Source organism: Lentzea sp. NPDC051838, assembly GCF_040681245.1.
GTDB lineage: Bacteria > Actinomycetota > Actinomycetes > Mycobacteriales > Pseudonocardiaceae > Lentzea.
Genome location: NZ_JBFAYI010000041.1, coordinates 16939 through 36993, shown reverse-complemented (window position 1 = coordinate 36993; position 20055 = coordinate 16939). Strand labels below are relative to the sequence as shown.

The window sequence follows — 20055 nt, the reverse complement described above, 5'->3', positions numbered from 1 at the left end:
CTCCAGATGGTAGCTACTCCGCTGCTCCGTTCGGAGCAACCTTGCTCCAGACCCTGCTCGCCGCGCCCATGACCGACTCGCCGATGTCGTTGATCGTCTTGATCAGCGGGTCGGCGGAGTTGCTCATGGACTCCTTGTACGACTTCGCGGCCGACTTCACGTCGTCCGTGAGGTTGCTCGCCGGCCTGTCGTCCTCGCGGCGCGGGTACGTGCCGCTGAGGATCTCGCGGTACTCCTCGGTCGCCGACCAGCGCTGCAGCTCGGCGGCCCGCACCACGACCAGCGGGTGCGACCGGTGCTCGGTGTGCAGGAGCTTGAGGAGGCTGTCGCGGATGTCCTCGACCTCCTCGTACTCCTTCGCCTGGGCGAGGAACGACGCGATGTCCACCTGGCCACCCAGGTCGCCGGCCATCGCGAGGTGCGTGCGCAACGCGGCCTGCGGGTCCTGGCACGCGAGCAGGCCCGCCCTGTCGCAGGACAGCTCGGTCTTGCGCTGCCACTCGCGCAGTGCCGCGATGACCGCCCGCATGGCGATGGCGCCCGCGGGCACCCACGCGAACGACGTGGTCAGGTCGATGAGCCGGCGCAGCAGCGTGTTGTAGAGCGCGTGGCCCGACATCGCGTGGCCCATCTCGTGGCCGATGAGGAACCGCAGCGACTCGTTGTCGAGCAGGTCGACCGCGCCGGTGCTGATCACGATGAACGGCTTGTCGATGCCGTAGGTGAAGCCGTAGACCTGCGCGTTCCGCTCGACGTAGAGCTCGGGAACCTCGTCGAGGTCGAACGTCGCCGCCGCCTCGTTGCGGATCCGGTCGATCAGCGGGTACTGCTTCGGGCCGACTCGCACGGAGGAAGCGACCTGAAGCAGACGCTCACCACGCTCGGAGAAGGCTCCGGCGACCGCCTTGAGGATCGGTGCCACGGCGGGCACCGCCCTCAGCACCGCGAGGGCGCCTCGGTCGGCAGGATGTTCATAGGCGCGCGGGCTGATGCCCGGGAAGCGCACCCTCGATGACTGCTCAATATCCCCCGTCACACCTCCAGGTTAGACACGATCCGGACAAGGCTGCACGGAATCGGCGCCGGATGGTTGCAAACTGACGCGGTGACCGACGAAGACACCACCGTCCTGCCGCTGCGTGGCGGTGCCGTGGCGACCCTGGTGCGCAGGCGTGCCGCGGCCAACGACCGCGGCGCGATCCTCTACGTGCACGGGTTCGCCGACTACTTCTTCCAGGAGCACGTGGCCGAGCACTACACGGCCCAGGGCTACGACTTCTACGCCGTCGACCTGCGTGGATACGGCCGTTCGCTGCGTGACGGCGAGGTGCCGAACTACACGACGGACATGGCCGTGTACTTCGAGGAGATCGACGCCGCGATCGCCGTCGTTCGCGAAGAACATTCGCGTGTGGTGCTGATGGGGCACTCGACCGGTGGCCTCACCACGTCGTTGTGGGCGCACGAACGGCGCTCCAGCGACCTCATCAGCGCGTTGGTGCTCAACAGTCCGTGGCTGGACGTCGTCGAACCGCCGTTCGTGCGCCAGCTGGTTCGCTTGATCGGTCAGGTCGCGCCGAAGGTGAAGATCCGCGCGAACCTCGGCGACGCCTACGGGTCGGCGATCCACAGCTCGAAGCACGGCGAGTGGGACTTCGACCTGAAGTGGAAGCCGCTCGCGGGCTTCCCGGTGCTCGCCGGGTGGATCCGGGCGATCCTGATCGCGCAGGAGAAGGTCCACAACGGACTCGACGTGCGCGTGCCCGTCCTGGTGCTGCACTCGGACAAGAGCATGTTGAACGCCAAGCAGTGGAGCGAGGACGTGTCCAAGGCGGACGCGGTGCTCGACGTCGAGGGCATGAGGAAGTGGGGCCCGAAGATCGGGTCGTCGGTGCGCGTCGTCGAGATCAAGGACGGCATGCACGACCTGTTCCTGTCTACCGAGCCGGTGCGCGTCGCGGCCCTCGACGCGATCGACGAGTTCCTGAAAACGGCTTGACCTCGTTGTAGGTCGAGGTTCGAGACTGGTCGTCATGAACATCGACTTCAACGCCTGGTACGCGCTCGAAAGCGCGATGCAGGACGAGAAAAATCGTCGCGTCAGCCGGGCGACGTTGAAGCGCGTCGCCCGGTTCGCACGTCCGCAGCGCCGTGCCGTGTACGCGTTGCTGGCCACGAGTGCTTTCGCCGCGGTGCTGGCCGTGGCGTCGCCGGTGCTGGCGGGACGGGTGGTCGACCAGATCGTCGGCGGGCGCGACCTGGGGCTGGTCGTGTGGCTGGCACTGGCGATCGCCGGCGTGGCGGTGCTGGAGGCCGGGTTCTCGCTGGCCGAGCGCTGGCAGTCGTCGAGGGTCGGCGAGGACCTGATCCTGCGGCTGCGGCAGGCCGTTTTCGACCACGTGCAACGGATGCCGATCGCGTTCTTCACCCGCACGCGGACGGGTGCGCTGGTCTCGCGGCTGAACAACGACGTGATCGCGGCGCAGCGGGCGTTCTCCGAGACGATCTCCGGGGTGGTCACCAACGTGATCGCTCTGGTGCTGACCCTGGTCGTGATGCTGACGCTGTCGTGGCAGGTCACGGTGCTCGCGATGGTGCTGCTGCCGATCTTCCTGATCCCCGCGCGGCGGATGGGCAAGCGGTTGGCATCGATGCACCGCGAGGCCGCGAACCTCGACTCGGCGATGACGACGCAGATGACCGAGCGGTTCTCCGCGCCGGGTGCCACGTTGATCAAGCTGTTCGGGCGGCCGTCGTTGGAGAGCTTGGAGTTCGGAGCGCGCGCTCGCCGGGTGCGTGACATCGGCGTGCGGACCGCCGTGGCGCAGTGGTTGTTCCTCGTGGCGTTGACGCTCGTGTCGTCGTTGGCGCTGGCGTTGGTCTACGGACTGGGCGGGTACTTCGCGATCGCCGGAACCATGGCGCCGGGCACCATCGTGACGCTGGCGTTGTTGTTGACGCGGTTGTACGCGCCGTTGACAGCTTTGGCCGGCGCACGGGTCGACGTGATGACCGCGCTGGTGTCGTTCGAGCGGGTCTTCGAGGTGCTGGACCTGCCGCCGCTGATCAAGGAGAAGGCCGACGCGGTCGCGGTTCCGGACGGGCCGGTGTCCGTGGAGTTCTCGGACGTCCGGTTCGCCTACCCGTCCGCGGACAAGGTGTCGCTGGCGTCGCTGGAAGAGGTCGCCTCCCTCGACACCCGTGGTGGCGAGGAGATTCTCGGCGGGGTCTCGTTCACCGCCGAGCCCGGTTCGCTGATCGCGCTGGTCGGCGCGTCGGGTGCAGGCAAGTCGACGATCGCATCTTTGGTTCCTCGCTTGTACGACGCGGACACCGGCGCGGTACGACTGTCCGGTGTGGACGTTCGCTCGTTGTCGTTCGACTCGATCCGCGAGACCGTCGGCATGGTGACGCAGGACGGGCACCTGTTCCACGAGTCGATCGGCGCGAACCTGAGGCTGGCGGCACCCGGCGCCACCGACGACGAGTTGTGGGACGCGTTGCGGCGGGCGCGGCTGGCGGATCTGGTGTCGTCGTTGCCGGATCAGTTGGACACCGTTGTGGGAGAACGGGGATACCGTCTGTCGGGTGGTGAACGGCAACGACTCACGATCGCCCGGCTGCTCCTGGCCAAGCCGCGCGTGGTGATCCTGGACGAGGCGACCGCGCACCTGGACTCGCGTTCCGAGGCGGCGGTGCAGGAGGCACTCGTCGAGGCGCTGGCGGGGCGGACGTCACTGGTGATCGCGCACCGGCTGTCGACGATCCGGGCGGCGGACCAGATCCTCGTCGTCGACCACGGCGAGATCGTCGAACGTGGTACGCATGACGAGTTGCTGGCTCTGGAGGGCCACTACGCGAAGTTGTACCGCACGCAGTTCAGCGAAGAGCCGATCGGAACGCCATGACCATTCCCTCGCCCGACAACCTCTACCCGTTGCCGGACATCGCCCGGACGGTGCAGCTCAAGCCGTTGGTGAAGAACCCGCAGATCGAGATCGGCGAGTACACCTACTACGACGACCCGCATCACGCACTCGAGTTCGAGCACCGCAACGTGCTCTACAACTTCGGCGCGGAGAAGCTGGTCATCGGACGGTACTGCGCGATCGCCGAGGGGACGCGGTTCATCATGTCCGGCGCCAACCACCGGACCGACGGCGTGTCGACCTTCCCGTTCACGATCTTCGGCGGGGTGTGGGGCGAGAAGACGCTCGACATCGCGCTCGGGGCCGCCTCGCGCGGGGACACGGTGGTGGGCAACGACGTGTGGATCGGGTACCAGGCGCTGATCATGCCGGGCGTGCGGATCGGCAACGGGGCGATCATCGCGTCCGGGTCGGTGGTGGTGTCCGACGTGCCGGCCTACGGCGTGGTGGGCGGGAACCCCGGGAAGTTGTTGAAGAAGCGGTACAGCGACGAGGACATCGCGCTGCTGGAACGCATCGCCTGGTGGGACTGGCCGGTCGAGAAGGTCACCGAGCACGTGCGGGTGATCATGGCCGGGACGCCCGCCGAACTGGCCGAGGTGGCGGGCATCGAGTGAGACGGCGCTGGTTCGCGGTGGGCGCGGTGGTCCTGCTGGCCGCCGCGTCGGCGCCGTTCATCCTGCGCGACGAACCGATCGTGCCGGCAGGTGCCGTGCGGGCACGGATGTACGTGGACTGGCACGCAGTGCGCGACTGGCCAGCGGACGCCGCCGTCGACAGGGACCTCGCCGGAGTTGTCAGCGCGCTGAACGCGTTGCCCAGCACGAAACTCGGCGAAGGCTGCCTGGCGATGCTCCGCCCCGGGTACCGGATGCGGTTCGAGTACGCGGACGGCTCGGACCACACGGTCGTCTTCGACCTGAACTGCGGGAGCGTCCGGCGCGGTGACATCGCGCGGTACGGGGAGATCACCAAGGTGCTGGACGTGTTCGCCGAGCGCTACCGCGCGCAGGGCGGCGTCGTCCCCGATCCGCCGTGGCAGTGGTGATCCGAGATGGCGAGTGGAGATCGGTTCGGTGGCGGACGAGTGAACTTTCGCGACGAATGATCCTGATCGCGCGACCATGAGCACATGGAGTACGACCGCTACTGCGACCTGACGATGCGCGGCGGCACGACCAGCGGTGTTGTCTATCCGCTGGCGGTTGCGTCGTTGGCGCGCCACTACGAGTTCAAGCAGATCGGTGGCGCGTCCGCGGGAGCGATCGCCGCCGCGTTCACGGCGGCTGCCGAACGGGGGCGCGGTGATGGTGGCTTCGAGAAGCTGGTCAGGCTGATCGACTGGTTCACCTCCGGCACGGGGGCGGAGCAGTGGCGGCTGGCGCAGTTGTTCCAGCCCAACGGGAAGACTCGCGCGCTGTACCGGATCGTCGTGGCGACCATGCAGAAGCGGGAGACGACTGGTCGTAGTGCGATCTCGTGCCTGTTCTTCGCGCTGCTGGGTGCGGTTGGCCTGCGGGCCAAGGGTGTGCTCGGGCTGATGGCGTTGCTGTGGCTGGGCGGGCCCGTACTCTTCTCCGCCTGGCTGGCCCCCGCCGCGTATCCGACGTGGCTGGCGGTGCTGGTCGTCCTGCTCGCGGTGGCGTGTCTGGTGACGGTTCTGTGGCCGTTGCGCGCGAGTTTGCCTTGGCCTGCAGCGGTGTTCGTCATCGTGCCGCTCGTGCTCGGGCTGGCGTTCTCGCGGCACTACGCGACGGCCGCGATCGTGTTGCTGGTGTGGCTGGTGCTGACGTTGGCGGCTGTCAGCGCGTTGACCGTCACGTACGGGTATGCGATGCAGCAGTACCTGAAGCACAACGCGCGGTCCATCCACTTCGGACTCGTGCCGGGTACGGGTGACTTCACGCCGTCGTGGCTGGACCGGTTGGCGGGCATGCCGAAGTCGACAGGTGTGCCGCCGCTGGCCGACTGGATCGCGGACCAGCTCGACGACCTCGCCGGGACCGAGCGGGCGGTGACGTTCGGGGATCTGGGCGAGATCAACCTCGTGCTGATGACCACGGACCTGTCGGAGGGGCGGCCGTACCGGTTGCCGTTCAAGGGGAACTGGCAGTACTGCGAGGAGTGCCTCGGGTACGTGCTGCCGCGCAGGGTGGTCGAGCAGATGAACGGGCCGCGGACCCCCGCGAAGTGCCCGGAGCACGAGCACATGCCGTTGCGCGAGCTGCCTGGACGCGACGACCTGCCGGTGGTGCTGGCGGTGCGGATGTCGTTGTCGTTCCCCGGGCTGATCGCGGCGGTGCCGTTGTGCCGCGACGGGCGGGTGCACTGGTTCTCGGACGGCGGCATCACGAGCAACTTCCCGATCCACTTCTTCGACTCGTTGCTGCCGCGCTGGCCCACGTTCGGGCTGAGCCTGCAGCCGTACCCGAACGGCGACACGAACGAGGTGTGGCTGCCGGAGCAGGACGCATCCACCGCGGGGACGCACTACGGGACCATCGCGTCGATGCCGAAGTTCCTGGCGTCCATTTTGGACACGTTCCTGGACTGGCGGGACACGATGCAGTCGGCGTTGCCCGGCTATCGCGGGCGGATCGCGCACGTGCGTCAGGCGGACGACGAAGGCGGCACGAACCTGTTCATGCCGCCGGCCACGATCCGCAAGCTGGCGTTGCGCGGGCAGAAGGCCGGGGATCTGCTGCGCGAGCGGTTCGAGCAGCAGCAGAACACCGACAGGTACAGGTGGATCCGGTTGCGCATGGCGGTGCGGGAGTACCAGGAGCTCGGCGTGCAGGCCTCGGAACGGGACGCGATGTACGAGGAGCTGCTCGCGCGGTTCGAGATTCCCGAGGCGCTGCACGAGTGGTTCCGCACTCCCCCTGCCGACGGTGACCCGTTCCGCGCGCAGGTCGAGGTCGCGCTGGACCACGTGGGCAAGCTCAAGGACGACGGGCCGTTCGACGGGGTGCCGCCGGTGGATCCCGATTTGCGGCTGACGCCTCCCGAGTAGGCGCGCTAACCTGGGTTCATGACGCGATTTAGCCACCCCCGACCCGCGGCGGTGGCGCGCGTTTAAAACCTTCCCGTTGGTCGGGGGACTCCGCACCCCACCCAGACCACGCAGAACGGGAAGAAACCCATGTACCGCACCGATGAGCTCGTGCACGCCCTGAACGTCCGGGACCTCAGCGATCCATCCCAGGGTCCGCACGCGATGCAGTTGCTGATCGCCGATCTCAAGGCCGCGCTCAACGAACCCAGGGAAGTCCGGCACCACCCGCTCGTCCCCGTGGAGCACAACTACGAGCGGCTCGGGTATCCGGCGGACGCCGTCACCAGGGAAGAGCGCTACACCAGGTACGTCAGCGAGACGTGCATGCTGCGCAGCCACACGACCGCGATGATCCCGCCCGCGCTGGACGGGGCGACGCCTGACGTGACGCTGGTCTGCCCCGGGCTCGTATACCGCCGTGACACCGTCGACCGGCTGCACACCGGCACCCCGCACCAGCTGGACGTCTGGCGGATCAGCCGGAGCCAGGAGGATTTCAACGATCTCGTGGCGACGGTGGTCACGACGTTGTTGCCCGGCAAGCGTTATCGCCTGGTCGACGCGGAGCACCCGTACACGACCCACGGCAAGCAGATCGATGTCGAGCACGACGGCGAGTGGGTGGAGATCGGCGAGGGCGGACGGGCCGCGCGGCACGTGCTGAAGGACCACCCGCACGGCCTCGCGACGGGGTGGGGGCTGGATCGGATTCTGATGCTGCGCAAAGGGGTGCCGGACATCCGGCTGTTGCGCAACCCCGATCCGCGCATCGCCGGCCAGATGCAGGACCTCGACGAGTACCGACCGATCTCACGGCATCCCGCCGCGATCAGGGACATCTCGATCATGGCCGACGAGAGCGAGGACGTCGAGACGCTGGGCGACCGGATCCGGGCACTCACCCCGGAAGACGTGATCGAGGAGATCGCGATCCTCAGCGAAACGCCCACCGAGCGACTACCGGAACACGTTCAACTGCGCCTGGAAGCCAGGCCGGGCCAGAAGAACGTGCTCATCCGCGTGACGATGAGGGCGCCGGAACGCACCCTCACCGACCGCGAGACGAACGAGATCCGGGACAGGCTGCTTCAGGGCTTGCGGGCCACGGCGCCGTAGACGCCTGTGCGGTCCTCATAGGAGTCGGGCCGCCACTTGTCCACCGTGACCACGCCCGGCTCCAGGAGCTCCATCCCGTCGAAGAACCTGGTCACCTCGGCATGAGTGCGGACGGTGACCGGGTTGTCGGTGTTCTGGTAGACCTTCGTGATCCGGTCCGCCATGGCCTTCTCCTCCTCCGTGATGCCGTCCTGGGTGCCGTGCGTGATCACCAGGTACGAATCGGAGGGGAGTGCGTCCATGTACCGGGCGACCGAACCGTACGGGTCGTCCGAGTCGGGGACGAAGTGCAGCGCGGCCACGATCAGGACGGCGACCGGGCGGGAGAAGTCCAGCACGTCGCGCGCGCTGCCCAGGACCGCCTCCGGGTTGCGCAGGTCGGCCAGCACCGCCGTGGCGTACGGGTTGTCGGCCAGCAGGGCGTTGCTGTGCGAGACGGCCACCGGTTCGAAGTCGACGTAGACCACGTGGGCGTTCGGGTTGTCGTGCTGCGCGATCTCGTGGACGTTGCCCACGGTCGGGATGCCGGAGCCCAGGTCGAGGAACTGGTCGACACCCTCCGCGACGAGGTGGCGGACGACCCTGCGCAGGAACGACCGGTTCGCCTGGGCGCTCTGGGCAACGCCGGGGAAGATCTGCTCCACCTGCTTGGCGGCGGCGCGGTCGGCTTCGAAGTTGTGCGAGCCGCCCAGGTAGTAGTCGTACATCCGCGCGACGCTCGGACGCGTGACGTCGACCGTGGACGGGACCCACTTCAGCTCTTCCATCACGGGCGCATCCTCGCTCGTGTGCACACGAGTGTCCACCGACATCACCCGTTGCGCGGTGCTCGCTCACAGCGAACAGCCGAGGGGAACACCACCACGCTCCAGATGGTTGAGCGGTACAGACTCAACTTTGGAGGGTGACGAGATGGGCGAAACTCTGGCCCTGCCGGTACTGCCGCTGGACGACGTCGTGGTGCTGCCCGGCATGGTGGTGCCGATCCGCATCTCCGGTGCGGACGCGAGCGCCGAGGCCCGTGCGGCCGTAGACGCGGCTACGACCGCCGCAGATCATCAAGTGCTGCTGGTTCCACGCCTGGACGGGAAGTACGCGGCAGTAGGCACGCTGGCCGAGATCGAGCAGGTCGGACGCCTGCCCGGCGGCGAGCGCGCGGCCGTCGTGCGCGGCACCAAGCGCGTGCGCATCGGCACGGGCACCACGGGGCCGGGCGCGGCGCTGTGGGTGAACGCGACGATCGCGGACGACTCCGTGATCACCGAGCGCACCCGTGAGCTCGCCCGCGAGTACCGGGCGCTCGTGACGAACATCCTGCAGACGCGCGGCGCGTGGCAGATGGTCGACTCGGTGAACCAGATCAGCGACCCGTCGGCACTGGCCGACCTCGCGGGGTACGCCTCCTACCTCGACGAGAAGCAGAAGATCTGGCTGCTGGAGACGTCCGACGTCACCACCCGGCTGGAGAAGCTGGTCGAGTGGGGCCAGGCGCACCTGACCGAGCTGGACGTCAACGAGACGATCGCGAAGGACGTCAAGGAAGGCGTCGAGAAGCAGCAGCGGGAGTTCCTGCTGCGCCAGCAGATGGCCGCGATCCGCAAGGAGCTCGCTGAGCTCGACGGCAAGCCCGCCACCGAGCAGGAGGACTACCGGGCTCGCGTCGAGGCCGCCGACCTGCCGGAGAAGGTGCTCAAGGCCGCGCTGACCGAGGTCGACAAGCTGGAGCGCACCTCCGAGCAGTCCCCCGAGGTGGGCTGGATCCGGACGTGGCTCGACACCGTCCTCGAGATGCCGTGGAACGAGCGGACCGAGGACTCCTACGACATCAAGGCGGCGCGCGAGATCCTCGACGCGGACCACGCCGGGCTCGACGACGTGAAGCAGCGCATCACGGAGTACCTGGCCGTGCGCAAGCGTCGGGCCGACCGCGGCCTGGGCGTCGTCGGCGGACGTCGTTCCGGCGCGGTGCTGGCTCTGACGGGCCCTCCCGGCGTCGGCAAGACGTCGCTCGGCGAGTCCGTGGCACGGGCGATGGGCCGCAAGTTCGTGCGGGTGGCGCTGGGTGGCGTGCGCGACGAGGCCGAGATCCGCGGTCACCGCCGCACGTACGTCGGCGCGCTGCCGGGCCGGATCGTCCGGGCGATCAGCGAGGCAGGGTCGATGAACCCGGTCGTGCTGCTCGACGAGATCGACAAGGTCGGCTCCGACTACCGCGGCGACCCCACGGCGGCGTTGCTCGAGGTGCTGGACCCGGCGCAGAACCACACGTTCCGCGACCACTACCTGGAGGTCGAGCTGGACCTCTCGGACGTGGTGTTCCTCGCGACCGCGAACGTGCTGGAGTCGATCCCGGCGCCGTTGCTCGACCGCATGGAACTGGTGCAGCTCGACGGCTACACCGAGGACGAGAAGGTCACCATCGCGTCCGACCACCTGCTGCCGCGCCAGCTCGACCGCGCCGGCCTCACCAATGAGGACGTCACGTTCGAGAAGCCCGCGTTGCACCAGCTGGCGAGCGAGTACACCCGTGAAGCCGGTGTGCGGCAACTGGAGCGTGCGCTGGCACGGGTGCTGCGCAAGGTGACCGCGAAGGTCGCGCTGGGTGACTCGGAACTGCCGGTCGTCGTCGACCAGCCGTCGCTGAAGTCGTACCTGGGCAGCCCGAAGAACACCCCGGAGTCGGCCGAGCGCACCTCGGTTCCCGGTGTGGCAACGGGTCTGGCCGTCACGGGTGTCGGTGGCGACGTGCTGTTCATCGAGGCTTCGCTGGCACCCAAGGACACCGGCGCGTCCGGCGTGACCTTGACGGGTCAGCTCGGTGACGTGATGAAGGAGTCCGCGCAGATCGCGTTGTCGTACCTGCGTTCGCACGACGACAAGGCCGCGGCACTGGACGGCAGGGGCGTGCACATCCACGTTCCGGCTGGTGCGGTGCCGAAGGACGGTCCGTCCGCGGGCGTAACGATGACGACGGCGCTGGCGTCGCTGCTGTCGGGTCGCCCGGTGCGCTCCGACGTGGCGATGACGGGCGAGATCTCGTTGACCGGCCGGGTGTTGCCGATCGGTGGCGTGAAGCAGAAGCTGCTCGCCGCCCACCGCGCCGGCATCACGACGGTGCTGCTGCCGTCGCGCAACGAGCCGGACCTGGACGACGTGCCAGAGGCGATCCGGGAGCAGCTGACGGTGCACCTGGTGTCGGACGTGTCCGAGGTGCTGGAGCACGCGCTCTCGAAGGAGACCGTCGCGACCGTTGCGGCGTAACGGTTTTTGACAGACCCCTCGTGGGGGCAGTAGCGGCGACTGCTGTCCCCACGAGGCTTTTTCGTTGCTACAGACCGATGTCGATGACAACCCGGTTGGGGTTCGTCAGCGTGAAGACCCGGTGCCACGAGTTGGTGTTGCTGTAACCCACGGCGATGGTGAGCACCGCTTCGAAGTCGCACGTGAGCGCGACGCGGCGGACGTTGGTGGTGTTGGCCGGCGTGAAGTTGCGCGGCCCGGTGTAGGTCGGGTTCCCGTTGTCGTCGTGCGCCGCGGCGCCGAACATGACGACCTCGAGGATCTCGTTGCTGCCGGGCATGGGAACCACGTTCCCGGGCCCGCAGTCGCGGACCGAGGTGACCTCGCGGACCCGGTGCTCGGCGGGCAGACCGGACATGTCCAGCACGACCCGGTTGAAGCCGGTGTGCGCGCCGGTCCGGATGTTCGACAGCGTGGGCGTGCTCTGCGCCGACGCCATCGGCACTGCGAAGGTGAAGACCGCGAGCACTGCCACCAGCATCGCGGCCAAGCGTCTGTTCTTCATCATTGGCCCCCTCTCAGGGCTGCTCGATGAAAGAACAGACGCGTGACCCGCGTCACAGTTGCGTCAGCTGTGATAGATGTCCACGACGTAGCGCAGCGGACCGGTCAAGAAGAAGGCGTCGACTCGCCGGCCCGTGTCCTTCACACCGATCGCGACCGACAGGTCGGCCTCGAAGTCGCAGGTGAACACAACGCTCTTCACCTGGACCAGGTTCGGCCGGAAGTTGCGGGACCCGGTGTAGGTCGGGTTCCCGTTGTCGTCGTGTGCGGCGGCCGGCTGCAGCCGCACCTCCACGAACTCCGCGCCCGGCGCCGAGATCGGCTTGCCGGAACCGCAGTTCGTCGGCTCGGTGATCCGGGAGTAGCTCGCCCCCGGCTGGTCACCGGTCAGGTCGAACACCACGCGGTCGAACGTCGGGTGCTGCCCGGTCCTGATGTCGGTCAGCTGCGCGTTGCCGGCGGCCGACGCACTCGGAACGATCGTCACCGCCATCACGGCAGCGGCGAGCACAGCGATGAAACGCTTCATGAAGATCCCCCTCTTCACGGACTTGCCTTACCCCAGAAAGTCCTCCAGTGGCACTGGAGTGAGTCCATCTTGCTTGGCGCGGTTCAAGAACGCGGTGAAATCCTCAACGAACGTCGTCCGGAAGTGCATCAGCACGATGTCACCGGGCTTGAGCTTGTCGCCCATCTGGAACTGCACGCGCCCGTCGTTGACCGCGGCCGTCCAGTTGACCAGCGCCTTGAACCCGCAGCTCGCGGCGGCCTTGCGCGTCGTCGCGTCGTAGTTGCCGAACGGCGGCCGGAACAGCGTCGGGCGCTTGCCGTACTCGGCGGCGAGGAAGTCCGCGTTGCCGCAGATCTCCTGCTTCTGGAACTCGAACGGCTTGCCCTGCAGGTTCGGGTGGTTCGAGGTGTGGCTGTGGATCGTGGCCGGTAACTGCTTGAAGTAGTCCTTGTGCCCCTCGGCGTACTTGGTGTTGAGGAACAACGACGGCCAGATGCCCGCGTTGATCATCAGTTCCTGCGCCTTCGGGTGCTGCACCGCGCCGTCGTCGATCGTGATGAACACATATGGCTTGTCCATTGGAATGTGCGTGACGACGGGCACCATGCCGTCGACGGTCGCGGGCGCGTGAGCCTGCACCGTGCCGTACGCGTACGGCGGTTCGAACATGCGCTTCGGGCGCTCGGTCGTGGTCGTCGTCGGCGCCGGCGAAGACGTCGTGAGAACGGGACCACTGGGTTGCGCGTCGGGTGTCTCTCCGCAGGAGACGAGCCCGGCAACCAGTACAAATGCAGCGGCAAGCCGCAACCTGGACATCGAATTTCCCCCTCCACGCGGAAGACGCCGCGCAGGCCTTCATGGTTGCACGGGGATAGGCTCGAACTGATCACAAAGAGGAGGAGATCCGATGAGCCTCGAGCGCCCAGTCGCTCCCGATCCGTATCAGCTGCTCCCGCAGGTCGGCACCTTCGACGTCACCTCGTCGGACGTGCGCGACGGCGACCAGCTCCCCGACGCCCAGGTCTTCGAGGGCGGTAACACCTCGCCCCAGCTCTCGTGGTCCGGCTTCCCCGCCGAGACGCGCGGATTCGTGGTCACCTGCTTCGACCCCGACGCCCCCACCCCCTCCGGTTTCTGGCACTGGGTGGCCGTGAACCTCCCCGCGACCACCACCTCATTGGACACCGGCGCCGGGGCCTCCGACGCCACACTTCCGGGTGACGCGTTCCACGTGCGGTCCGACTACGGCACGCGCGCGTTCGGTGGTGCCGCCCCGCCCAAGGGCGACCACCCGCACCGCTACTACTTCGTGGTGCACGCGCTGGACGTCGACAAGCTCGACGTGGACGGGGACGCGTCTCCGGCTGTCGTGAGCTTCAACCTGGCGTTCCACACGCTGGCGCGGGCGATCATCACGCCGACTTACCAGCACTGACCACCCGGCCGGCTCGCTGGGACGTGCCCAGCGAGTTGGCCAGGCTGGCACCGCAGATCAGCACGATGCCGACGATCTGCAGCGGGTGGATCCTGGTGCCGTAGACCGACATGTCGACGACGATCGCGACCGCCGGGTAGATGAACGACAGCACGGCGATGAGCGACGTCGGGAGCTTCTGGTAGCTCGAGTACAGCAGGATGTACATGACGCAGGTGTGGATCACGCCGATGCCGACGAGCCAGGCCCAGCCCGTGCCGATCGTCGCGGTGCCGGAGAAGTCGACGAACGGCAGCAGCAGGAACACTCCGGCGCTCACCTGGGTCAGTGCGATCACGTGCGGCCGAATTCCCTTGAGCTGCTTGGCGATGATGGTGGCGAACGCGTAGAGCAACGCCGCGAGCAGCGCCTGGCCGATGCCGAGCAGGTAGTTGCCGCTGATGGTCACACTGGTGATGTCGGTGACCAGGACGACGCCGACGAACGCCACGGCGATCCAGCCGAGCTTCACCGCGGTGAGCTTCTCCTTGAACACCAACGCTCCCAGCAGCACGACGTAGAACGGCTGCGTGTGGTAGACGACGGTGGCGAGCGAGATCGACGTCTTCGAGTAGGCGGAGAACAGGAAAGCCCAGTTGTAGACGAGGAAAACGCCGCCCAGCAACGCCAGCAGGAACGTCTTGCGGGTGAAGCGCGTGTCGCTGAGGAAACCCCGGATCCAGCAGTACAGCCCCAGCGCGACGGCACCGAACACGCACCGCCAGAACGCCACGGTGAACGGCTGCGCGCCGGACTCGAAGACGAACACACCGATGGTTCCGGACAGCACCATGGCGATCGTCAGCTCGACGACACCCTTTTTCTGCAGGTCAGCCGCTTGAATGGTCATGGCGCTAAGTTTGCGATGGTTCAGATACCGCCAACAGTGGCAGCGTTGACACCCTTCGCTAAGATCCTGCCATGCTGCGTACAGTTGCGGTGGTCCTGATCGACGGGGTCGCGCCGTTCGAGTTCGGTGTCGTGTGCGAGGTGTTCGGCATCGACCGCACCGAGGACGGCGTGCCGTCGTTCGAGTTCCGGGTGTGCGGGGAACGGCCGGGCGAACCCGTCGGCACCAACGTCGGCGTGCAGCTGGTTCCGCAGCTCGGACTGGACGCGCTGGCCGGGGCGGACCTCATCGCCGTGCCCGCCGCGAAGTTGCGCGAGCACTACCCACCGGCCGTGCTGCAGGCGTTGCGCGAGGCCCACGCGAACGGCTCGACGTTGCTCTCGGTGTGCAGCGGCGCGTTCCTGCTCGGTGAGGCTGGACTGCTGGACGACCGGCCGTGCACGGTCCACTGGCATCACGCCGCCGCGTTCACCGAACGGTTCCCCAAGGCGGTCGTCGACCCGAACGTGCTCTACGTCGACGACGGCAGCATCGTCACGAGCGCGGGCACGGCGGCGGGCATCGACGCGTGCCTGCACATCGTGCGCCGCGAGCTCGGCACCGGACCGGCCACCGCGATCGCGCGGAGGATGGTCGTGCCGCCGCAACGGGAAGGCGGGCAGCGGCAGTTCATCGACATGCCGGTGCCGACGGATGCGGCGACGAGTCTGCAGCCGGTGCTCGACTGGATGCTGGAGTCGATCGACAGCGAGCAGACGGTCGCCGAGCTGGCTCGCCGCGCCCAGCTGTCGGAACGCACGTTCGCACGGCGGTTCGTCGCGGAGACCGGCACGACTCCGGTCCGCTGGCTTACCACGCAACGCGTCCTGCACGCCCGCAAGCTGCTGGAGGAGAGTTCGATCCCGGTCGAGGAGGTCGCGCGCAGGAGCGGGTTCAGCACGGCTGCTCTGTTGCGGCACCACTTCTACAAGGACGTCGGCGTCTCCCCCAACGCGTATCGGCGCACGTTCGCCAACGCGTAAGACCCAGGTAACACCCGACCGGGGAACACCGGTCCACGTCAGATGGTTGGATCGACATGTGAGGCACTTCGACCTGGTCATCATCGGTACCGGCTCCGGCAACTCCATCCCGAGCGACGCGATGGCGCACTGGAACATCGCCATCCTCGAGAAGGGGACCTTCGGCGGCACCTGCCTGAACGTGGGCTGCATCCCCACCAAGATGTTCGTCCACACCGCCGACCAGGCCGCGGCGCCTGCGAACGCCAAGAAGCTCGGCGTGGACGCCCACCTCGACGCCGTGCACTGGCCGCAGATCCGCGACCGGATCTTCGGCCGGATCGACCCGATCGCCGAGGGCGGCCGCAACTGGCGTGCCAACGAGAACGCGAACGTGACGGTCTACGAGGGCACGGCGACGTTCCTCGACGCGCACACCATCGACACCGGAACCGGCGAGACGATCACCGCCGACCGGATCGTGGTGGCCGCGGGCAGCAGGCCGACGATTCCCGCGATCGCGGACATCGAGACCGTCGGCTACCACACCAGCGACTCGATCATGCGCCTCGACGAGCTGCCCGAGAGCCTGATCATCGTGGGCAGCGGCTTCATCGCGTCCGAGTTCGCGCACGTGTTCAGCAGCTTCGGCGTGAAGGTCACGATGATCGCGCGCTCGAACCTGTTGCTGCGCCACGAGGACCTGGAGATCGCCGAGCGCTTCACCGAGATCGCGAAGCAGAAGTGGGACGTCCGGCTGCAGCGCAAGACCGTCAGCGCGGAGAAGACCGAAACCGGCGTCCGCCTGCACATGGAAGGCCCGAACGGCGAGGAAACCGTTGAGGCGCAGCAGCTTCTCGTCGCGGTCGGCCGTCAGCCCAACACCGACCTGCTCGACGCGACCAAGGCAGGGCTGGAGCTGCACGACGACGGCCGGATCAAGGTCGACGAGTTCCAGCGCACCAGCCAGCCGCACATCCTGGCGATGGGCGACATCAGCTCGGAGTACCAGCTCAAGCACGTGGCGAACCACGAAGCCAAGGTCGTGCAGCACAACCTGCTCAACCCGGACGAACCGCGCGCGAGCGACCACCGGTTCGTGCCGGCCGCGGTGTTCTCCAGCCCGCAGATCGCGAGCGTCGGCCTGACCGAGGAAGAGGCCAAGGCGCAGGGAATCCGTTACGTCACCTCGTCGCAGGCCTACGCGTCCATCGCGTACGGCTGGGCGATGGAGGACACGACCGGTTTCGCCAAGCTGATCGCGGATCCCGCCACCGGACAGCTGCTCGGCGCGCACATCATCGGCCCGCAGGCGTCGACGGTGATCCAGCCGCTGATCCAGGCGATGAGCTTCGGTCTGGACGCGAAGTCCATGGCACGTGGGCAGTACTGGATCCATCCCGCGATGCCGGAACTGGTCGAGAACGCGCTTCTCAACCTTCCGCTGGACTGAAGGCCTTAAACGACAGGGACTTCCGCCGCTGCCGTCAACGGCGTTGACCAACAACGATGCAGCGATGACTGACAGAGTCCTCGTCGCGTACACCTCGCAGATCGCCGCCACCGACGAGATCGCCCAGATCATCGGCACCGAACTCGCAGGCTGCGGGCTGAGAGTCACCGTGCTCTCGGTCGCCGCCGCCGACACACTTCACGGGTTCGGTGCCGTGATCATGGGTGACGCCGCGACCCGCGATGCGCATCGGTTCGTGCGGCGGCACAAGAGTTCGTTGAAGCACACGCCCATGTGGTTGTTCCATCGTGGTAATCCGCCCGTACCGAACGATGTCACCCGCATGGTGCGGAAGCTAGGGGCCAGTGGGCCGGTGAGCTTCGCGGGTGCGGCACCGGACTGGGACCGGGCGAAGGCATGGGCCCGCTACCTCGCCGATCAGCTCACGGTGCTGCACCGCGGGTTCGTCTCCAACTAGACCTGGATGATCCGCACGTTGTTGCCGGCCGGGTCGCGGAACACGCAGTCACGCGCGCCCCACGGCTGATCGGTCGGCTCCTGCACGACGTCACCGCCCGCCGCCTGCAGCTTGTCGAAGACACCGTCGAGGTCAGGCGTGGACAGCTGGATGTATCCGTACGAACCGCCCTCGATCATTTCGGCGATGGCGGTCTTCTGCGTGTCCGTGAGGCCCTCGGCCATGGCCGGCGGTTCGAGGACGACGGACGCGCTCGACCCCACCGGCGCGACGGTGATCCAGCGCATCGGGCCCTGGCCGACGTCGCCGCGCACCTCCCAGCCGAGCAGGTCGCGGTAGAACGCCAGCGAGGCGTCGGGGTCGGTGTGCGGGAGGAACGTGGCGTGCAGGTTGATGTCCATGCCGACAACGCTAGAAGCGCACAACGCTGGTCGCTTCTCGATTCCTGACCACCTTCTGACCTGCTGTTCCAGTCGCGTCCCAGCGTGATCCAGATCCGTCCCAGAGCCCCTGTGTCGACTTGGGCCCGGCGCTCGAACGAGCACCGCAAGACGACATGCGAGGGGCGAATGCGAAGCATCAGGAAGACGTTCATCGCGGGAGTGCTGTCCGCGATCATCAGCGCGTTGCTGATCGGGTCATCGGCGACCGCTGCCACGGCCGAAGAGGTCCAGATCTCGTCGGCCGCCGACATCGTGCGCATCGCGACCAACGAGGTCGGCTACAAGGAGGGGGCCGGCAACTGCACCAAGTACAGCAAGGACTGCGCTGCCTGGTGCGGCATGTTCGCCCGGTGGGTGTGGAACAAGGCGGGCGTGAAGAAGCTGCCGCCTGCGGGCTACGGCAAGGCGTGGGTGGCGACGTACTGGGCCAAGTGGGGTGCGGACCAGGGCCTGCTCAAGAAGCGTCCGGCCGGCACGCGCGGCGGCAGCCCGAAGGCCGGTGACGCGATCGTCTTCGGCAACCCCGGCAGCCTCAACGGGTACGTCGGGCTCGTCGTGAAGGTGCACGCGGACGGCAAGCTGACCACGATCGACGGCAACCTGTCCGACAAGGTCACCAAGCGCACGATCGACCCGAAGACGGCCACCACCAACGGCGGCGCGGTCTACGGCTACGTGAAGCCGACCTTCTAGAGGCGTTCGACCGTGAACTCCTGATCGGCACCACCGGTGCACTGCTCCAGCACCACCTCGGCACCCGGTGCCAGCGGCTCCTGCACCCCGACGCACAGGTCGGTGTGCAGGGGCCGCAGCCGGTAGCGGTCCTGGCCGACGCGTTCGAACCGGAACTGCTGGAACGTCATGTCGTCCCGGCACTTGTCCCACGGCTCCAGCCGCGCGCCCTCCTGCGCCGTGCCACCCATCGCGCTGAGGCAGCCCAGGCCGTTCTGCGGGTGGTCCCACCAGATCCTGTCGTTGTCGCCGCCCACCGGTTCGATCAACGTCTTCGGTGGTGCGTCGGAACAAGCGCCCTGCACGGCGATCGGCGGGCCGTCGTGCGTCTGCCGGTCACGGCCCTCGGTCACGCACAGATCGCCTGCCTTCAAGCGGGCCGCGTACTTGCCCGTGGGCGCGGAAGACGGCTGTGTGGGGCCACCTTGGTTGACCAGCACCGCGATCAAGGCGACCACCGCCACCCCGGCGACGGCCAGCACCACGGCGTTGCGGGGACGGCGCAGGGCAGGCAGCTCGATTCCGGACGGCTCGGCCTCGGTCAGGATCCGGTGGTGCAGATCGCGCAGCACCGCGCTGGGATCCGTGCCGAGCTCCTCGGAGAGCGTGCGCCGCACCCGTTCGAACGTCTCCAGCGCCTCCGCCGGCCGCCCGCTGCGGTGCAGGGCGAGCATCAGCTGACCCGCGACCCGTTCGTCGAGCGGATGATCAGCGGCCCGCGCGATCAACCCCGCAAGCACCTCGCCGTGGCGACCTTCGCGCAGCGCGACCTCCGCGCGTTCGGTCTCGGCGACGTGCTTCTCCTGCAGCAGCCGGTCCCGCGCGGAGTCGAGCCACGGCGACTGCAGCCCGGCGAACGGTTCCCCGCGCCACAACGCCAGCGCGTCCTCGTACCGACCGGCCGAGATCAGCTGCGAGAACCGGTGCAGATCGGTCTCTCCGACCAGCGCGTACCCGCCGGCCTTCCGCACGATCACGTCGTCGCCGAGCACCTGCCGCAACCGGTAGAGGTAGCCGTGCAGCGCGTCCCGCGGCTTGGCGGGCGGATCGTCACCCCAGACCCGTTCGGTGAGCTGGTCGAGCGAGACCGGTCGCCCGGCCTCCACCGCGAGCACGGCGAGAACGCACTGCTGACGCGCGTGCCCGACCTTCAGCTCCTGCCCGTCCCGCGAAACGACGACGTCGCCGAGAAAACCCAGTCTCACGGGA

General features: G+C 67.7%; 20 protein-coding genes. 12 read left to right on the top strand and 8 right to left on the bottom strand.

Annotated elements, in window-relative coordinates; genetic code table 11:
* Positions 1–13: 13 nt before the first annotated feature.
* Entirely contained in the window at positions 14–1036 is a 1023-nt protein-coding gene (locus AB0M24_RS43495; RefSeq protein ID WP_363780271.1) for a M48 family metallopeptidase, read from the bottom strand.
* Between the two features lie 69 nt (positions 1037–1105).
* On the opposite strand from AB0M24_RS43495, the gene AB0M24_RS43490 reads away from it, so the two are divergent.
* The 6 genes from AB0M24_RS43490 to AB0M24_RS43465 all read left to right on the top strand — a co-directional run bounded on the left by AB0M24_RS43490 (position 1106) and on the right by AB0M24_RS43465 (position 8100).
* On the top strand, positions 1106–1999 hold the full coding sequence (locus tag AB0M24_RS43490) for an alpha/beta hydrolase (protein ID WP_363780269.1): 894 nt from the start codon (positions 1106–1108) through the stop codon (positions 1997–1999).
* 34 nt (positions 2000–2033) lie between these two features.
* Positions 2034–3908, top strand: coding sequence for an ABC transporter ATP-binding protein (locus tag AB0M24_RS43485; protein ID WP_363780267.1), 1875 nt, complete (start codon positions 2034–2036; stop codon positions 3906–3908).
* Positions 3905–4546: a CatB-related O-acetyltransferase gene (locus tag AB0M24_RS43480; protein ID WP_363780265.1), complete on the top strand. Its 642-nt coding sequence runs from the start codon at positions 3905–3907 to the stop codon at positions 4544–4546. Before AB0M24_RS43485 ends, AB0M24_RS43480 begins: the two co-directional genes overlap by 4 nt.
* The gene (locus tag AB0M24_RS43475) at positions 4543–4977 is read left to right on the top strand and encodes a hypothetical protein (protein WP_363780263.1); all 435 of its coding nucleotides are present in this window, start codon (positions 4543–4545) and stop codon (positions 4975–4977) included. Before AB0M24_RS43480 ends, AB0M24_RS43475 begins: the two co-directional genes overlap by 4 nt.
* An 84-nt stretch (positions 4978–5061) precedes the next feature.
* Complete coding sequence (locus tag AB0M24_RS43470; protein ID WP_363780261.1) at positions 5062–6942, top strand: patatin; 1881 nt, start codon at positions 5062–5064, stop codon at positions 6940–6942.
* A 129-nt stretch (positions 6943–7071) separates the two neighbouring features.
* Positions 7072–8100, top strand: coding sequence for a hypothetical protein (locus AB0M24_RS43465; RefSeq protein WP_363780259.1), 1029 nt, complete (start codon positions 7072–7074; stop codon positions 8098–8100).
* On the opposite strand, the gene AB0M24_RS43460 is transcribed toward AB0M24_RS43465, so the two are convergent.
* Positions 8073–8906, bottom strand: coding sequence for an SAM-dependent methyltransferase (locus tag AB0M24_RS43460; protein WP_363780257.1), 834 nt, complete (start codon positions 8904–8906; stop codon positions 8073–8075). The two genes, AB0M24_RS43465 and AB0M24_RS43460, sit on opposite strands and share 28 nt — an antisense overlap.
* A 106-nt stretch (positions 8907–9012) precedes the next feature.
* Between AB0M24_RS43460 and lon the strand changes: the two genes are divergently transcribed.
* Entirely contained in the window at positions 9013–11361 is a 2349-nt protein-coding gene (gene lon / locus AB0M24_RS43455; protein WP_363780255.1) for an endopeptidase La, read from the top strand.
* A 67-nt stretch (positions 11362–11428) separates the two neighbouring features.
* Here the strand turns inward: lon and AB0M24_RS43450 are convergent, their stop codons facing one another.
* The 3 genes from AB0M24_RS43450 to AB0M24_RS43440 all read right to left on the bottom strand — a co-directional run bounded on the left by AB0M24_RS43450 (position 11429) and on the right by AB0M24_RS43440 (position 13231).
* A complete protein-coding gene (locus tag AB0M24_RS43450; protein ID WP_363780253.1) occupies positions 11429–11905 on the bottom strand; it encodes a hypothetical protein in 477 nt (158 codons plus the stop codon).
* 63 nt (positions 11906–11968) lie between these two features.
* Positions 11969–12433 carry a hypothetical protein gene (locus AB0M24_RS43445; RefSeq protein ID WP_363780251.1) on the bottom strand — a complete coding sequence of 155 codons (465 nt, stop codon included), beginning with the start codon at positions 12431–12433 and terminating at the stop codon, positions 11969–11971.
* A gap of 27 nt (positions 12434–12460) precedes the next feature.
* Complete coding sequence (locus tag AB0M24_RS43440) at positions 12461–13231, bottom strand: polysaccharide deacetylase family protein (protein ID WP_363780249.1); 771 nt, start codon at positions 13229–13231, stop codon at positions 12461–12463.
* Positions 13232–13322: 91 nt separating this feature from the next.
* Here AB0M24_RS43440 and AB0M24_RS43435 point away from each other — a divergent pair, with 91 nt between their 5' ends.
* Positions 13323–13850 (top strand): YbhB/YbcL family Raf kinase inhibitor-like protein, encoded by a 528-nt coding sequence (locus AB0M24_RS43435; RefSeq protein ID WP_363780247.1) that lies wholly within the window; start codon positions 13323–13325, stop codon positions 13848–13850.
* Here AB0M24_RS43435 and AB0M24_RS43430 read toward each other — a convergent pair.
* A complete protein-coding gene (locus AB0M24_RS43430) occupies positions 13828–14739 on the bottom strand; it encodes a DMT family transporter (RefSeq protein WP_363780245.1) in 912 nt (303 codons plus the stop codon). The two genes, AB0M24_RS43435 and AB0M24_RS43430, sit on opposite strands and share 23 nt — an antisense overlap.
* A 71-nt stretch (positions 14740–14810) precedes the next feature.
* Between AB0M24_RS43430 and AB0M24_RS43425 the strand changes: the two genes are divergently transcribed.
* The 3 genes from AB0M24_RS43425 (at position 14811) to AB0M24_RS43415 (ending at position 17671) form a co-directional block, all read left to right on the top strand.
* Positions 14811–15761, top strand: a complete 951-nt coding sequence (locus AB0M24_RS43425; protein WP_363780243.1) for a helix-turn-helix domain-containing protein — start codon at positions 14811–14813, stop codon at positions 15759–15761.
* A 58-nt stretch (positions 15762–15819) separates the two neighbouring features.
* On the top strand, positions 15820–17193 hold the full coding sequence (locus AB0M24_RS43420) for a mycothione reductase (protein ID WP_363780241.1): 1374 nt from the start codon (positions 15820–15822) through the stop codon (positions 17191–17193).
* Positions 17194–17257: 64 nt separating this feature from the next.
* Complete coding sequence (locus tag AB0M24_RS43415) at positions 17258–17671, top strand: hypothetical protein (protein WP_363780239.1); 414 nt, start codon at positions 17258–17260, stop codon at positions 17669–17671.
* Here AB0M24_RS43415 and AB0M24_RS43410 read toward each other — a convergent pair.
* Positions 17668–18072, bottom strand: coding sequence for a VOC family protein (locus tag AB0M24_RS43410; RefSeq protein WP_363780237.1), 405 nt, complete (start codon positions 18070–18072; stop codon positions 17668–17670). The genes AB0M24_RS43415 and AB0M24_RS43410 overlap by 4 nt on opposite strands.
* A gap of 168 nt (positions 18073–18240) precedes the next feature.
* On the opposite strand from AB0M24_RS43410, the gene AB0M24_RS43405 reads away from it, so the two are divergent.
* Positions 18241–18807 (top strand): CHAP domain-containing protein, encoded by a 567-nt coding sequence (locus AB0M24_RS43405; protein WP_363780235.1) that lies wholly within the window; start codon positions 18241–18243, stop codon positions 18805–18807.
* On the opposite strand, the gene AB0M24_RS43400 is transcribed toward AB0M24_RS43405, so the two are convergent.
* Complete coding sequence (locus AB0M24_RS43400) at positions 18804–20051, bottom strand: BTAD domain-containing putative transcriptional regulator (protein WP_363780233.1); 1248 nt, start codon at positions 20049–20051, stop codon at positions 18804–18806. The two genes, AB0M24_RS43405 and AB0M24_RS43400, sit on opposite strands and share 4 nt — an antisense overlap.
* Between the last annotated feature and the right edge of the window lie 4 nt (positions 20052–20055).

Coding starts and splice junctions, on each gene's coding strand:
- AB0M24_RS43425 (WP_363780243.1), top strand. CDS start 14,811: ATGCTGCGTACAGTTGCGGTGGTCCTGATCGACGGGGTCGCGCCGTTC.
- lon (WP_363780255.1), top strand. CDS start 9,013: ATGGGCGAAACTCTGGCCCTGCCGGTACTGCCGCTGGACGACGTCGTG.
- AB0M24_RS43410 (WP_363780237.1), bottom strand. CDS start 18,072: ATGGACATCAACCTGCACGCCACGTTCCTCCCGCACACCGACCCCGAC.
- AB0M24_RS43405 (WP_363780235.1), top strand. CDS start 18,241: ATGCGAAGCATCAGGAAGACGTTCATCGCGGGAGTGCTGTCCGCGATC.
- AB0M24_RS43435 (WP_363780247.1), top strand. CDS start 13,323: ATGAGCCTCGAGCGCCCAGTCGCTCCCGATCCGTATCAGCTGCTCCCG.
- AB0M24_RS43480 (WP_363780265.1), top strand. CDS start 3,905: ATGACCATTCCCTCGCCCGACAACCTCTACCCGTTGCCGGACATCGCC.
- AB0M24_RS43415 (WP_363780239.1), top strand. CDS start 17,258: ATGACTGACAGAGTCCTCGTCGCGTACACCTCGCAGATCGCCGCCACC.
- AB0M24_RS43450 (WP_363780253.1), bottom strand. CDS start 11,905: ATGAAGAACAGACGCTTGGCCGCGATGCTGGTGGCAGTGCTCGCGGTC.
- AB0M24_RS43430 (WP_363780245.1), bottom strand. CDS start 14,739: ATGACCATTCAAGCGGCTGACCTGCAGAAAAAGGGTGTCGTCGAGCTG.
- AB0M24_RS43465 (WP_363780259.1), top strand. CDS start 7,072: ATGTACCGCACCGATGAGCTCGTGCACGCCCTGAACGTCCGGGACCTC.
- AB0M24_RS43445 (WP_363780251.1), bottom strand. CDS start 12,433: ATGAAGCGTTTCATCGCTGTGCTCGCCGCTGCCGTGATGGCGGTGACG.
- AB0M24_RS43470 (WP_363780261.1), top strand. CDS start 5,062: ATGGAGTACGACCGCTACTGCGACCTGACGATGCGCGGCGGCACGACC.
- AB0M24_RS43485 (WP_363780267.1), top strand. CDS start 2,034: ATGAACATCGACTTCAACGCCTGGTACGCGCTCGAAAGCGCGATGCAG.
- AB0M24_RS43440 (WP_363780249.1), bottom strand. CDS start 13,231: ATGTCCAGGTTGCGGCTTGCCGCTGCATTTGTACTGGTTGCCGGGCTC.